This window comes from Streptococcus sp. 27098_8_91 (assembly GCF_041432385.1).
Taxonomy (GTDB): Bacteria; Bacillota; Bacilli; order Lactobacillales; family Streptococcaceae; genus Streptococcus.
Genome location: NZ_JAPVZN010000001.1, coordinates 83,541 through 98,567 on the forward strand (window position 1 = coordinate 83,541; position 15,027 = coordinate 98,567).

At 38.7% G+C, this 15,027-nt stretch carries 15 protein-coding genes; 3 read left to right on the plus strand and 12 right to left on the minus strand.

What is annotated here, in order from left to right; all coding sequences use genetic code 11:
- The 3 genes from O3611_RS00375 to rpsO all read right to left on the minus strand — a co-directional run bounded on the left by O3611_RS00375 (nucleotide 1) and on the right by rpsO (nucleotide 2,827).
- Nucleotides 1-1,047 carry a FecCD family ABC transporter permease gene (locus O3611_RS00375; RefSeq protein WP_371607454.1) on the minus strand — a complete coding sequence of 349 codons (1,047 nt, stop codon included), beginning with the start codon at nucleotides 1,045-1,047 and terminating at the stop codon, nucleotides 1-3.
- Nucleotides 1,048-1,198: 151 nt separating this feature from the next.
- Nucleotides 1,199-1,819, minus strand: a complete 621-nt coding sequence (locus O3611_RS00380) for a CadD family cadmium resistance transporter (RefSeq protein ID WP_371607455.1) — start codon at nucleotides 1,817-1,819, stop codon at nucleotides 1,199-1,201.
- 738 nt (nucleotides 1,820-2,557) lie between these two features.
- Nucleotides 2,558-2,827: a 30S ribosomal protein S15 gene (rpsO, locus tag O3611_RS00385; RefSeq protein WP_001018251.1), complete on the minus strand. Its 270-nt coding sequence runs from the start codon at nucleotides 2,825-2,827 to the stop codon at nucleotides 2,558-2,560.
- A gap of 205 nt (nucleotides 2,828-3,032) precedes the next feature.
- Between rpsO and O3611_RS00390 the strand changes: the two genes are divergently transcribed.
- Entirely contained in the window at nucleotides 3,033-3,524 is a 492-nt protein-coding gene (locus O3611_RS00390) for a hypothetical protein (RefSeq protein ID WP_371607456.1), read from the plus strand.
- Between the two features lie 200 nt (nucleotides 3,525-3,724).
- The gene (gene thrS / locus O3611_RS00395) at nucleotides 3,725-5,668 is read left to right on the plus strand and encodes a threonine--tRNA ligase (protein ID WP_371607457.1); all 1,944 of its coding nucleotides are present in this window, start codon (nucleotides 3,725-3,727) and stop codon (nucleotides 5,666-5,668) included.
- Between the two features lie 205 nt (nucleotides 5,669-5,873).
- Here the strand turns inward: thrS and O3611_RS00400 are convergent, their stop codons facing one another.
- The 5 genes from O3611_RS00400 to O3611_RS00420 all read right to left on the minus strand — a co-directional run bounded on the left by O3611_RS00400 (nucleotide 5,874) and on the right by O3611_RS00420 (nucleotide 9,592).
- The gene (locus O3611_RS00400) at nucleotides 5,874-6,923 is read right to left on the minus strand and encodes a DUF389 domain-containing protein (RefSeq protein WP_371607458.1); all 1,050 of its coding nucleotides are present in this window, start codon (nucleotides 6,921-6,923) and stop codon (nucleotides 5,874-5,876) included.
- Nucleotides 6,920-7,243, minus strand: a complete 324-nt coding sequence (locus O3611_RS00405; protein WP_001253404.1) for a potassium channel family protein — start codon at nucleotides 7,241-7,243, stop codon at nucleotides 6,920-6,922. The genes O3611_RS00400 and O3611_RS00405 overlap by 4 nt, the downstream gene beginning before the upstream one ends.
- A 13-nt stretch (nucleotides 7,244-7,256) precedes the next feature.
- A complete protein-coding gene (locus O3611_RS00410) occupies nucleotides 7,257-7,598 on the minus strand; it encodes a hypothetical protein (RefSeq protein ID WP_000397556.1) in 342 nt (113 codons plus the stop codon).
- On the minus strand, nucleotides 7,523-7,825 hold the full coding sequence (locus O3611_RS00415; RefSeq protein ID WP_075231213.1) for a TMEM175 family protein: 303 nt from the start codon (nucleotides 7,823-7,825) through the stop codon (nucleotides 7,523-7,525). The genes O3611_RS00410 and O3611_RS00415 overlap by 76 nt, the downstream gene beginning before the upstream one ends.
- A 717-nt stretch (nucleotides 7,826-8,542) precedes the next feature.
- A complete protein-coding gene (locus tag O3611_RS00420) occupies nucleotides 8,543-9,592 on the minus strand; it encodes a DUF389 domain-containing protein (RefSeq protein WP_153225430.1) in 1,050 nt (349 codons plus the stop codon).
- Nucleotides 9,593-10,128: 536 nt separating this feature from the next.
- Here O3611_RS00420 and O3611_RS00425 point away from each other — a divergent pair.
- The gene (locus O3611_RS00425) at nucleotides 10,129-10,314 is read left to right on the plus strand and encodes a hypothetical protein (protein WP_371607459.1); all 186 of its coding nucleotides are present in this window, start codon (nucleotides 10,129-10,131) and stop codon (nucleotides 10,312-10,314) included.
- On the opposite strand, the gene O3611_RS00430 is transcribed toward O3611_RS00425, so the two are convergent.
- From O3611_RS00430 to O3611_RS00445, 4 genes are all read right to left on the minus strand, one after another.
- Nucleotides 10,282-12,273 carry an FtsX-like permease family protein gene (locus O3611_RS00430; protein ID WP_371607460.1) on the minus strand — a complete coding sequence of 664 codons (1,992 nt, stop codon included), beginning with the start codon at nucleotides 12,271-12,273 and terminating at the stop codon, nucleotides 10,282-10,284. The genes O3611_RS00425 and O3611_RS00430 overlap by 33 nt on opposite strands.
- Nucleotide 12,274: 1 nt before the next feature.
- Nucleotides 12,275-13,033, minus strand: coding sequence for an ABC transporter ATP-binding protein (locus O3611_RS00435; protein ID WP_006152604.1), 759 nt, complete (start codon nucleotides 13,031-13,033; stop codon nucleotides 12,275-12,277).
- 326 nt (nucleotides 13,034-13,359) lie between these two features.
- Complete coding sequence (locus O3611_RS00440; protein WP_315639394.1) at nucleotides 13,360-14,334, minus strand: ATP-binding protein; 975 nt, start codon at nucleotides 14,332-14,334, stop codon at nucleotides 13,360-13,362.
- Nucleotides 14,327-15,004, minus strand: a complete 678-nt coding sequence (locus O3611_RS00445; RefSeq protein WP_000548968.1) for a response regulator transcription factor — start codon at nucleotides 15,002-15,004, stop codon at nucleotides 14,327-14,329. Before O3611_RS00445 ends, O3611_RS00440 begins: the two co-directional genes overlap by 8 nt.
- Nucleotides 15,005-15,027: the final 23 nt, after the last annotated feature.

Here is a 15,027-nt window from a genome sequence, read left to right on the forward strand (position 1 = left end):
TCAGACTCTCACCTCCCTTCGTCTACTTGCAACCATGTAGATAAAGAAAGGTGCACCTACTAGGGCTGTGAAAATTCCAATCGGTAGTTCAGCATTTTGAATCAAAACTCGAGCAAAGACATCTGCCCAAACGACAAAGAGGGCGCCGAGTAAGGTTGCTATCGGAAAAAGCCTTCTGTAGTTTGTACCCACCAAACTTCTCGCCAAATGTGGGGTAATAAGACCAACGAAGCCGATAATTCCACAGGTCGATACCAAGATAGCTGTCAGCACAGCCACAATAGCCACATAGAGATACCAGTAAAAACGTAGAGGAATCCCCAAAGTCAAGGCTGCCTCATCACCCATCATCATGGCATTAAAAACACGGTATTGGGTAGAGAAAAATAAGAAAGCTATTCCCACTACTACTGTTGGCAAAGTTAAGTGAGCCCAGGAGGTTCCCGCTAAGGAACCCATGGTCCAAAACTTGATAGTCATAACACTATCTGCATTAGCGCCAATTGAGATAATAAAATTTGAAAAAGCCAAAAATAGTGCATTCACGACCGTTCCTGATAAAATCAGGCTGGAAGTTGTCATCCTGCCTTGCATGGAAGCGATCAGAAGGACTGCAAGTGTTGCTAAAATCGCTCCAAGGAAAGAGCCTAGACCAATCATGACCTTAAACCCAAGAATAATACTCAAAGTCGCACCAAAGGTTGCCCCAGCAGAAATTCCTAACACATAGGGCTCTGCGATTGGATTATTGACTGTTGACTGCATAACACTGCCACACATGGAAAGGCCTGCCCCAACTATTAAAGCAAGAAAAACCCGTGGCAATCTCATATTCCAGACAATCGCAAGTGTCGACTTCGAAAGGTCTCCTATATCCAACGGAGCTCCCATCTTACTCAATATAATCCGATAGGTATCACTCAAACTAATTTGAACTGAACCCATAGAAACAGCCAAAAATAGAGAAACTCCCAAAGTTCCGAGCAACAGAGATAGGAGAAAAACATACCGCAGGTTTTGATGGCTTCCAGAAGATTTGGAAATCATAAAACTCTCCCTTAATAAAATTAAAAATTTTGACAATTTTAATAAACAGTATACCACATTTCTAAATCATGAGCAAGACTAGAAAAATGCACACAAAAAAGCCCTCTGAAGCCAGAGGGCTAATTTGAGATCGGGCTAAAATCCTAGTAAACTAAAAAATCTCCACGATCAGAAAAGTCTCTATCGTGCCATTTTCATACATGATGTATAGTCCAAGTAGAATGAATACTAAGGGCGCAATGATTCGCTCATATTTTTCAATTGTCTCGGATATTAACGGCATAGAGGATAGCACACGACTAAGCTCGCAAAAGATAATTATGCCGATTGCAAACACAAGCAACGCCACGAGTGTCTGTGACCAATCTAACGAAGCAAAATAAGGTATATAGATACCTAAATTATCTCCGCCAGACGCAATTGTCAACAATGTAACTGTCCAAAACAGTTGATTTGCCTTGCTTTGTTCTAATCTTTCAATAATTTCTTCCTCTTCTTCCTCACCTTCTCCAACAATTGCAAAGCGAATCCCTAAATAGATAGGGATTAAACCAAGCAATCCAACCATCCATTCTTCAGGCACGAAATTAACGACATAAGCAGCAACTAAACTCGCCCCTACAAGTAAGCCTGTGCCTAGATATTGCCCCGCATAAATATGCCATTTTTGTTTATTCTGTGATAGCTGTGCAAATAAAATAAGTAAAATAATTAAATAATCGATACTGGTGGAAATATAAACACCAATAGCAGATATGATTGTCTGTCCCATAAAAACCTCCTGTATTAGTCAGTAATAAATCAGCAGATTTTAGGAGAGCACAGACACATTAATTTAGCTATCGCTAATGGGTAATGTCGAACGTAGGAAAGCATTTTACTCCTCCTCAAAACGTAGTTACAAAGTAATTTCTAACTGGAATTCGGTGACTACTTCCATGTAAAGTATAACATACTATACTTTACTTCGTAAAGTGTGGGCTCTCCGAGGGTCTTGCAGACTACTACCATTTGAGGGTCTTGCAGACTACTACCATTTGAGGTTTTTGTAGTCTCCAAAATTGTGGCCGATAAAACTTGCCATTATGAAAGCTTTATCAGAGACTAGTTTTTGTAGTCTCCAAAATTGTGGCCGATAAAACCTCAATAAAAAAGCTCCCTGAAGTCAGAGAGCTTGATTCTTGCTGGATAAAACGTTTGTAGACTATACGGCAAGCCAAAGATTGTACAAAAATGTTAGTAAAACAAAAAATCTCCCCGAAGGGAGATCATTCTGATTTATTTTACCTTACAGTGCTAGGAACCGTAACCGAAGAACATACTTGAGTATATCGAGGTAAGGTGACAAAAATAAAAAGCTACTCAACTAGAGTAGCCTTATTTTCAAGATATGCTCAATTGAACACGGCCTAAGCACTTGGCAAAAAAGATAAAATCTCCTAGAAACTGAAGTTTCTTCGTCAATTTTCCTATTTTTGCTTTATGCTTTTGACGGCCTTTGTATCTTGAATTAGCGACGAAGTCCAAGAGAGTTGATCAACTCACGGTAACGGTTAACGTCGTTTTTACGCAAGTATGCAAGCAAGTTACGACGGCGACCGATTTTCTTCATCAATCCACGGTAAGTAGCGTGGTCTTTTTTGTGTTGTTTGATGTGTTCGTTAAGGTGGTTGATTTCCCATGTAAGGACAGCAACTTGAACCTCTACTGAACCTGTATCACCTTCGTGACGTGCATATTGTGCAATGATTTCATTTTTTTTCTCTTTTGAGATTGCCATGATGTTTCTCCTTTTTATTTGGCTTCATCCGAGTGACAGGTTGGCATGCCTGTAACCAAGAAGAAGTTATTTGTCTTTACGACATTTCTTATTCTACCAAGAACTAAGTTCTTTGTCAACTGATTTACCATTCTTACCGCAAAAGTGCTATAATAGTTATAGGAAGGATATCTAAGTTGACATCTTGAAAAGAGAGGTGATTACCATGCGTAAATTCTCGCAATATCTCCCCTACTATCTGGTCATATTTTTCTTTTATTGGCCACTTTATGAGCTGTTATTATGGACTATTACTGAAAACTATATCTTGAAGGAGCTCACCATCGGCAACGTTATTATCTTCTCTCCACTGGTGACTTTCATAGTATCACTATTCTACTCTTATCGTTTCAAGTTCTCAGTTTGGTGGTTAATTGAAGTTGGCTTGCTCTTTTGCTTTACCATCATTACTTTCGGAGAATTTATCCTTCTCTACTTCCTAGCCTATGAAATCTTTGCCCTCGCGGGTATGGCTGTCGGTGTAGCTATTAAGAATCTAGTGCAAAAACTGAAAAGGAAAAACTTTCACAAAATCCTTGAAAAATCTCACAATCATGCTATAATAATGCATAGAGACAAGTCACTTAGCCCCTTTCTACCAGAGAGTGCGTGGTTGCTGAGAACGCATAGGAAGCCTAAACTGATACTACTCTACTGACTTTTATGCAAACATAAAACGGTGGCCACGTTAGAGCCAATCAGAGGTGTCCCTCTTTTTTGAGGAACATAAATGAAGGTGGAACCACGTTGCGACGTCCTTTTTAGGATGTCGCTTTTTGTTTTTCTTGATTTAAGACTGCAAAATAGGGAAACACCTCTGCTTTATAAATAATGGATAACCAATATAAGGAGAAAATCATGATTCAAATTACTTTCCCAGATGGCGCTGTTCGTGAATTCGAATCTGGCGTTACAACTTTTGAAATTGCTCAATCCATCAGCAATTCTCTAGCTAAAAAAACTCTTGCTGGTAAATTCAACGGCAAACTCATCGACACTACTCGTGCGATCACTGAAGATGGAAGCATTGAAATCGTGACACCTGATCACGAAGACGCTCTTGACATCTTGCGTCACTCAGCTGCACACTTGTTTGCACAAGCCGCTCGTCGCCTTTTCCCAGACATTCACTTGGGGGTTGGTCCAGCTATCGAAGATGGTTTCTACTACGATACTGATAACCAAGCTGGTCAAATCTCTAACGAAGATCTTCCTCGTATCGAAGAAGAAATGCAAAAAATCGTTAAAGAAAACTTCCCATCTATTCGTGAGGAAGTGACTAAAGACGAGGCGCGTGAAATCTTCAAGAACGACCCATATAAATTGGAATTGATTGAGGAGCACTCAGAAGACGAGGGTGGCTTGACCATCTACCGTCAAGGTGAATACGTGGACCTTTGCCGTGGCCCACACGTCCCATCAACAGGCCGCATCCAAATCTTCCACCTTCTCCATGTAGCTGGTGCCTACTGGCGTGGAAATAGCGACAATGCTATGATGCAACGTATTTACGGTACAGCTTGGTTCGACAAGAAAGACTTGAAAAACTACCTTCAAATGCGTGAAGAAGCCAAAGAACGTGACCACCGTAAACTTGGTAAAGAGCTTGATCTCTTCATGATTTCTCAAGAGGTTGGTCAAGGGCTTCCATTCTGGTTGCCAAATGGGGCTACTATCCGTCGTGAATTGGAGCGCTACATCGTCGACAAGGAAATCGCTGCTGGTTACCAACACGTCTACACTCCACCAATTGCCTCAGTAGAACTTTACAAGACTTCTGGTCACTGGGATCACTACCGTGAAGATATGTTCCCAACTATGGATATGGGTGATGGGGAAGAATTCGTTCTTCGTCCAATGAACTGTCCTCACCATATCGAAGTCTTTAAACACCACGTTCACTCTTACCGTGAATTGCCAATCCGTATTGCTGAAATCGGTATGATGCACCGCTATGAAAAATCTGGTGCTCTCACAGGGCTTCAACGTGTACGTGAAATGTCACTTAATGACGGTCACACTTTCGTAACACCTGAACAAATTAAAGATGAGTTCCAACGTACGCTTCAATTGATTATAGATGTTTACGAAGATTTCAACTTGACTGACTATCGTTTCCGTTTATCATATCGTGATCCTCAAGATACTCACAAATATTTTGATAATGATGAAATGTGGGAAAATGCTCAACGTATGTTGAAATCAGCTATGGATGACATGGGACTTGACTACTTTGAAGCTGAAGGGGAAGCAGCCTTCTACGGACCAAAATTGGATATCCAAGTTAAGACTGCCCTTGGTAAAGAAGAAACTCTTTCTACCATCCAGCTTGACTTCTTGCTTCCAGAACGCTTCGACCTTAAATACATCGGAGCTGATGGTGAAGAACACCGTCCAGTTATGATTCACCGTGGTGTTATCTCAACTATGGAACGCTTCACAGCTATCTTGATTGAAAACTACAAGGGTGCCTTCCCAACATGGCTTGCCCCTCACCAAGTAACTCTTATCCCAGTTTCTAACGAAAAACACGTGGACTACGCTTGGGAAGTAGCTAAGAAACTCCGTGACCGTGGTGTTCGTGCCGATGTGGATGAGCGCAATGAAAAAATGCAGTTCAAGATCCGTGCATCACAAACTCAAAAAATTCCTTACCAATTAATCGTTGGTGATAAGGAAATGGAAGAGCAAGCCGTAAACGTTCGCCGCTATGGTCAAAAAGAAACAAAAACCATGCCAGTAGATGCATTTGTAGAATTGATTCTTGCTGATATCGCCAACAAATCACGAGTTGAAAAATAAACGATAAAACCTGGGATAAAAATTCCAGCTACATAAAAAAGCAACAACTGAAAACGTTGTTGCTTTTTTATGTAGCCTGAGCTATTAGTGATTGGTCAAACTTCCACAAATGTATCCTCATCAACGATCCTTTCTATCCACTAACTTTTGGATATAGGATATCCTCCCAAGATTTGCTTCCTCGAGTTAGATAAGTTGACTATCCTCAGTCCTTGTCTGCCTCAATTTCTTTTACGATGTCATCTTGTGAATCTTTTTCAGAGAGTTTTTGATCGATATACTTGTCAATGTTTTCGTAAAATTCCTTGATCGTCTCACTATCTAATTTTGTCGAATTGTTGAATTGCTTGACTTTCAATTGAACAGATTGAATACCGTAAGAGGCTTGTTTTTGGCGAATGGTTTCTAATTCTTCTTCTGAAATCGGATCTCCAACAACTGTCAAGACTAATTCATTGCTACTTGACTTGTAGACTTGATTAATGACCGTATGATTGGCGAACTCTTTTCCTACAAACTGTTTGATTCCTTCTTTTCGCGCTTGATCTATCGTCAGAGTGACTGCTGAATAACTAGCTGGAAGAATCAATAATACAATCAAGGAGATCAAGCCAATTCTCATTTTAATATTTAGCTCTTTAAATGAACTTAAGGGAGATTTTCTCATCAAAATTCTTGTTCCAATAATGTTGGCTAGCATGATAAAGACACAGTTGATCAAGAAAAGATAGAGAGCCCCAAATAAAAATCGTACATTTCCGTTAGCTAAACCATATCCTGCAGTACAGATAGGTGGCATCAGAGCTGTTGCAATGGCTACTCCTGGCACGATATTGTTTGCTTCTTTTTTCCTTGACCCAATTACACCTGCTATCCCACCAGCAATAGCAATGAGAACATCCCAAATGGTTGGAGAGGTTCGTGCAATCAACTCGCTACTTGCATAAGATAAGGGGGAAATCCAGAAATACAAAGTCGAGACAAGCAAACTGACCAATATTTGAGTAAATAAAACCTCTAAAGATTGCTTGATTAAACGCGTATCAAAAATAGCTAAACCAAATCCGAGTCCAACAATCGATGTCATAAGAGGGGAAATCAGCATGGCTCCAATAATGACAGCTGTTGAATTCATATTTAAACCTATAGAGGCAATAAAAATCGCACACATCAAAATCACTGTATCTCTTAATCGAACATGAAGATCATCATATAATTTCTCACGGTATTCCCGTGTTGAATAATTGGCAGTCATTTGTCCTCTCCTCTTTCCTTATTTAAATCGGTATAATAATTAATAATAACAGCTGATAAACAGCCAAAAAATATGAGCCCATAAATCGTCAAGAAGACACTGGTAATCCTTCCAATCAAGGTCACAGCTAGGAGATCCCCGTAGCCGACAGTCGTCGAAGTCACAAAAGCATACCAAAGACCGTCTCCGTAATTTGTGATAGCAGGTTCAACTAGGAAAAGCACGCCTCCTGACCCAAAAACAAAGGTCACAAAACTCAGAGCAAACCGAGTAAAACCCGTAACCTGTATAATATGCCATAACATTTTTAAACGTCTCATTTGTTCTCCTTATTCATACTAGCTCCTGACCGAGCCGTTTTTTCCAATAATCAAAGTGAAGATAGGACATGATCTCCATCAGAGAAAGATAGACAAACTGATAGATCTGATTTAAGCTGATTATCAACTGATATTGTTTGAAAAATGACTGGAAGAAAGACCAGATATGACTGTCTTGAATCAGTCCCTTCTTAACATCAGACAGGATATTAGCTAAAGCTCCCAAGGACTGAAACGGTAAATCCTTGACATTTATATAGATCCGGTCCACCACATCATTCAGACTGGTATCTTGGATGGCATGAAATTCTCCAAAGAGAACTCCTGCCGCTCCAAGAGTAGAAACAAATTCCACCAAATAATTTCTGAGGAAATTTTCTCAACCTTTTCCCATAATGTGTTTAGTGCCATCCATAACGATCCCAACCAGAAAAAGAAAAGAAAACAAGCAAAGAAATTTTGCCGTAAATCCCAAAAAGCTTCAAGACTTGGTGTTGTTGGTTTTTCTAACTCTAAAATCAAGATGGTCATAATAATTGCTAGAACAGCATCTGTCAATACAATTAATCTGTCTTTCTTCATCGGATTGCATCCCCTTTCTTTTTTGTAACATTCTATCTTATCGCATAATATTGGATATTCTTTCATAATCCGACTACAAACAAAAATAAACCAAAAAGTCTGTCCCTATTATGCTATATTTAACTCTAGAAGTATTCATCCATCTAATTAATAAGTATATCATATTTCACAATAAATGAATACTATCAAAGATTCATCCCCTTTCACTTCATCATTTAGTGTTGCTTAGATTTATCAAAAACAACCAAATTTGTATTAATTTCAAGTATCACCTAGTTACAAAAATTTGGGGTGAACAGAAAAAGCATCCCGTATTTTTGATACGAAATGCTTTCAATAAGTTTAAATAAGTTTTAACGTTTACTAAATTGTGATGCTTTACGAGCTTTTTTCAAGCCTGGTTTGGAAAGTATGAATTTCAGTTGGACTAAAAACAGCGTAATATCAAGACTTTTCTCCGCTTTTATAAAAGCGTTTTTCCAATCAAATTCAACTAATTTTATCTAAATGGTGTGGATTTTACCCCCAAAATTACAGAGAATGGAGCTGATAAACACTAAACGTTCACACCATTAGTTAAATGATTTTTTTCATCATTTTTCTTAGATGATAGAACTTCTAATTTATTTCTTATTCAAGCAAAAACAACCTGCTATAAGTAAGAAAGAGGAAGATACAAGAAAAACACGGCGTAAAAACCGATTCAGTTCATTGTCCTCAATCCTTGTCTGCTTCATTTTCTTTTACGAGATCGTTTTGTGAATCTTTTTCAGAGAGTTTTTGATCAATATACTTGTCAATGTTTTCATAAAATTCCTTGGTCGCTTCACTATCTAATGTTGGCGAGTTCTGAACTTGATTCACTTTCAATTGAACAGATTGAATACCGTAAGAGGCTTGTTTTTGGTGGAGTGTTTCTAATTCTTCTTCTGAAATCGGATCTCCAACAACCGTCAAGACTAATTCATTGCTACTTGACTTGTAGACTTGATTAATGACCGTATGATTGGCGAACTCATTTTCTACAAACTGTTTGATCCCTTCTTTTCGCGCTTGATCCATCGTCAGAGTGACTGCTGAATAGCTGGCTGGAAGGACCAATAATACAATCAAGGATATCAACCCAATTTTCATTTTAATGTTTAGCTCATTAAATGAACTTAAGGGAGATTTTCTCATAAAAATTCTTGTTCCAACAATGTTGATTAGCATGATAAAGACACAGTTGATCAAGAAAAGATAAAGAGCCCCAAATAAAAATCGTACATTTCCATTAGCTAAACCATATCCTGCAGTGCAGATAGGTGGCATCAGAGCTGTTGCAATGGCTACTCCTGGTACGATATTGTTTGCTTCTTTTTTCCTTGAACCAATGAAACCTGCTATCCCACCCGCGATAGCAATGAGAACATCCCAAATGGTTGGAGAGGTTCGTGCAATCAACTCGCTACTTGCATAAGATAAGGGGGAAATCCAGAAATACAGTGTCGAGACAAGCAAACTGACCAATACTTGAGTAAATAAAACCTCTAGAGATTGCTTGATTAAACGCGTATCAAAAATAGCTAAACCGAATCCCAGTCCAACAATCGGTGTCATAAGAGGGGAAATCAGCATGGCTCCAATAATGACAGCTGTTGAATTCATATTTAGACCTATAGAGGCAATAAAAATCGCACACATCAAAATCAATGTATCTCTTAATCGAACATGAAGGTCATCATATAGTTTCTCGCGGAATTCACGTGTTGAATAGTTTCCGGACATTGGTTACTCTTTTTATTTCATATAATCTTGTTTCTGCATGGATGATGGTAGAGAGACATCTGTCCAATCTTACATATTTTTAATTCTCACCTGTCATTCTTTTGAAAATTATCCTTTATACTCAATGAAAATCAAAGAGCAAACTAGGAAGCTAGCCGCAGGCTGTACTTGAGTACGGTAAGGCGACGCTGACGTGGTTTGAATTTGATTTTCGAAGAGTATTAAATATCCATCAGTCTATCCTTGATATTATATCAAAAATTTTACAGCCTTTCTCTGAAGAAATCAATTAATTTAAAAGATAGAGAAAAGAAGAAATTTTTGTATCCTTATCCGAATAAGAAGAAGAAAAACGATATCTCCTCTGAAAGTGAATACCGTTTTAATGTTTAAACATGATGAGTTTGTAGCAGCAATCCTAGCTGATATCGCCAACAAATCACGTGTTGAGAAATAAGAGATAAAACCTGGTACAAAATTCTAGCTACTAAAAAAGAGGCCGGGACAAAAGTCCTAACCTCTCAATTGTCTTTGGATTGTCGAGCAAGACGCAGTGGTCGAGTGGGCTCTACTACGCTGATTTCATCAGCTTTTACAGCCCTACTCAACTGTGCGGAGGTGGGACGACGAAATCGCATTCTAACGAATTAACGATTTCTGTCCCACTCTCTTTTTTGATGTTTCTGTTTTTACATTTGAACAATTCTACGATAGCTTCTTGAAGTAATCATAAAGATAAGTACGTAGATGAGGGCAAAGATACCACAAATAGAAAGTGTTACACTTAACATCATAGCTGTATCTACTACCCCAATGACCTTAAGAATCAAACTTAACATATGATAGGCAAAAGCCAAGTGTAGGAAAGCAAAGATTACGGGGAGGAAGAAAACAGTCAAGACCTGCTTGTTAATGGTTTGTTTGATTTGTTTTTGGTCCAAGCCCACTTTTTGCAGGATGACAAAGCGTTCACGATCCTCATAACCTTCTGAGATTTGTTTATAGTAGATAACGAGTACAGTTCCAATCATAAAGATGATAGAGAGGAAAATACCAATAAAGAGAACTCCGCCAAAGAGAGCATTCATTTGGGCAATTGCGTCACTCGCAGTATTTCCACCGTATACCATACCACCTTCGCTCTTAAGATTATGACTGAAATTATTCACATACTCATGAAAATCGTCAGCTAGCTTTAACTGTTCCTCTTGACTGGCGGTTACATCCATACCACCGTATAACTGAGTATAAATAGCAGAATCCTGATATTTTTCTAAAAAGATTTGAAGATCTGGTACGACAAGGTAGTTATAATCCGAAATCAAGAGAACATACTGATTTGAAACATGATTGATGATAAAATCTTGCTGGATTTCTTCCTTGATACGATACTCTTGATTGTTAAGACTGAATGTTTTCTGACCTTTTAGTTGGTCATTTTTAGCCCAAAGACCAACTTCGTTATCCGTTAAATGAAGCTTTTGTCCAGTCATTTTCTCATAGTCTTTTTGTTCAAAAACTAGGAAGACTGTCTTAGGCATGACATTGTTTTGCCCTTTTTCAAAGATGGTTAATTTGGTCCCATCTTGACTAGAAAGACCAAAACTTGAAAAGCTGAGAACATCCTTATTGCTGATCGTTAGATTCTTTTCACTGGCATATTGACTCAATAGTTGGTCTAAATCCTCAACTTCTACATTTTGTCCTGAAACTGACATATCGTGAGGATATAGGATTTTTTTCATATTTTCAGATCCGTTGTAGATACTAGTAGCTGCAGACATAGTAACCAAAACCATGGTTGAAAGGATGGCAATTGTTGCTAATCCGACAGCATTTTTCTTCATACGAAAGATAAGGTTAGAAACAGAGATGAGGTTGTTAGGTTGGTAGTAATATCTCTTGTTTTTCTTGAGCAACTGTAAGAAAACTGTAATACCAGCATTGAATAAGAGATAGGTCCCTACAATAACTAACATAACCGCAATAAAGAAAGTAGCGATAGCTTTGAAAGCATCTGTTACGCTTAGTGCTAAGTAGTAGCCACCACCTAGTGCAATTAGCCCTACAAGTGTCTGAAGGACTAGGAAACGCCCCTTCTTCTCACCTTTTGCTTTCTCACGAGAAAGTTGCAGAGCATCCATTCGGATAATGCGGATAGCATTTAGGAAGACAAGGGCTAAAAAGATAAAACCGAATACCAGAAGGATTGAAAGCACTACGGACCATTGGAAAGTTGCAACTAACTCCACTTTCATCTTTGAAAGTTTGAGCAATAAAGCGAAAATCAGATTGTCAAAGAGAGCACCAATCCCAATCCCAGCAGTGACTGTTACTAGACCAAAAATCAGGAGTTCCTTAAAGGTCATACCAATTAAATGGCGCTTTTCTAGTCCCAACATACCATAGACACCCAGTTCTTTTGAGCGATTTTTCATGACAAAACTGTTGGCATAAAGCACGATAATGGCAGATGCAAGTGTCACAACGACAAGCCCTAGTTGTAGGGTAAATTGAATAGCAGATGCACCACGTAAATCCACAATTTTAGGATTAAAGGCTAGGGAATAAAAGAGATAGCTAATTGTGACTGCCAAAATGACAGACAAAGCAAACGGATAATAGAGTTTGCGGTTTTTAATTAAGTTGGATATGGCCAACTTATTGGTTAATCGAAACATACTAGTTCACCTCACTTGCCATAACAGTCAAGGTATCAGAGATTTCTTGGAACATCTGACGATCCGTCTTTTCACCACGGTAGATTTGATTATAGAGAATACCGTCCTTGATGAAAAGAACACGTTTTGCACGGCTAGCCGCTGCTGTTGAGTGGGTCACCATGAGAATGGTTTGCCCTTGCTCGTTGATCTGATCAAAGATATCAAGGAGGGCTGCAGACGATTTAGAGTCTAGGGCACCTGTTGGCTCGTCCGCAAGAAGAATTTCTGGTTCTGTGATGATAGCCCGTGCAACTGCAACCCTTTGTTTTTGCCCTCCAGAGATTTCATAAGGGTACTTCTCCTGCAATTGATTGATGCCAAGATTTTCGGCCGTCACGACCAATTTTTTCATCATTTCTGTAATAGGCTTTCTAGACAATACCAAAGGGAGTAAGATATTGTCTTTAACAGAAAGCGTATCTAACAAATTGAAGTCTTGGAAGACAAAGCCTAACTTTTCACGACGGAAGCTTGATGCTTCAGAATTTTTAATGGTAGCTGTGTCAGTTCCGTTTAGGAAGACCTGACCACGCGTTGGCTTGTCAAGCATAGCAAGAATATTCAGTAGAGTAGATTTACCGGATCCAGATTCACCCATAATAGCAACGTAGTCGCCTTTTTCAACGGTAAAGTGAATATCTTTCAGGGCTTCTACTTGGTTGCCTTGAAAGCGAGTTTTATAAATCTTTTGAACGTGTTTTACATCTAATAGTGTCATTTTAACTTCTCCTTTTTAATATCCCATTAATTGAAACTGAGCTTGCATCATTTCGATGCCGATTTGAACTCGCTCGATATCCTTTGGACTCGGCTTACTTGTATGTTTCTTTTGTAAAATTGTTTTCATGGTTCCTCTCCTTTTTCTTTATGCTCTAAGTTTACTCCAAAAAAAGATGGCTTACCATAACATAACCTTACAAAAGAGGCCTTTAATCTTACATTTTTGTAAGATTACATTTTTATCTAATTGAAGCCTTTTTTCTCACTAGATCAAGGTCTAAAGAAGAGCTTGAAAGGTTTCTTCCAAGCTCTTCACAATTCTTTTCATTCAATCAGTAAATTCACTTCAGAGAACTTAATCCTCACAGTTGTTCCTTGCCCAAGTTCGGATTCTATTTGAATCTGATGTCCTAATTCTTGGCTGATTTTCTGGGTTAGATAGAGCCCAAGTCCAGATGACTGTTGGGTCATTCGACCATTATATCCTGAAAATCCACGTTCAAAGACTCGCAACCGATCACTGTTTTTGATACCAATCCCAGTATCCTTGATGCAAAGTTCTTGATCGTCCATATAGATTTCAATTCCACCTTCATTTGTGTATTTGAGGCTATTTGATAGGATTTGTTCAATGACTACCAACAGCCATTTTTTATCCGTCACAATCCTTCTGTCCAAGTCATGCAGATTAATACTTAGATCTTTCTGGATAAAGAAAATAGCATATTTGCGAATGACTTCCTTGACCAGATCTTCTATATTCTCTTTCTTCAAAACCAAATCATCATGGAAGCTTTCTAATCGTAGATATTGGAGTACGAGATTGGTATATGAATCAATCTTAAAAATTTCCTGTTCCAACTGTTGTTTCAATTGGCGATCTGCCACCTCGCTCACGAGGAGTTTACTGGCTGAAATGGGTGTTTTTATCTGATGCACCCAGAGTGTATAGTAATCCACCAAATCATTATAGCGGTTTTCCGCATCTGATTTCTTTTGGTAGAGTTCCTCTTCACTTTTCTCTAATTTTTCAGTCAATAGAGCCTCCATTGGGGACTTGGCTTCTCTTTTTCCGTAAAACAATTCCTTGCGATAGCGTTGCAATTCTATCAAGAAATCATAGACCAAAAACAGAAGTGTCAAAAATGTAGATAGAAAGAAGAAATAGTTAAAGTAAGGCACTTGGTTATCAAATAAGACCTCAAAGAGAAAAAGTAAACCTGTAAGTAAGAGAATAAAAGCGAAAAAACGGCTGCGCGAACGGATATAAGCTAGAAAAAAACTTTTGAAATCAAGCATGTTTCAATCCGTACCCTATTCCTTTCTTGGTTTCAATAAAACCAATCAAACCTTCTTCTTCCAATTTCTTACGCAGACGGGCGACATTAACGGATAAGGTATTATCATCGATAAAAAAGTCACTATTCCAAAGCTCCCGCATCAAGTCGTCACGCGCTACGATATTTCCCGCATGCTCAAATAAGACACGTAAAATCTGAAATTCATTCTTGGTTAAACTGATAGCTTTGCCATTGACATGCACATCCATAGACTTGGTGTTGAGGATAACTCCAGCATACTCTAGGAGACTTTCATCCCGTCCAAACTCATAGGAACGACGCAACAAGCCCTGTACCTTGGCTAAAAGAACCTGTTGGTCAAAAGGCTTGGTCACAAAATCATCCGCCCCCATATTAATAGCCATCACAATGTCCATAGCCTGGTCTCTCGAAGACAGAAACATAATGGGAACTTTAGAAATCTTGCGAATCTCTTGGCACCAGTGATAACCATTAAAGAGAGGCAAGCCGATATCCATGAGAACTAGATGTGGCTCAGACTGAACAAATAGGGTTAGAACTTCCATGAAGTCTTCTACCATGACTACCTCAAACCCCCATTCAGAGAGCATTTTCCCAACTTGTTGACGGATAACTGGATCATCTTCTACTAGTAAAATCTTATGCATCTGCTCCTCCTTTTTCTATATTA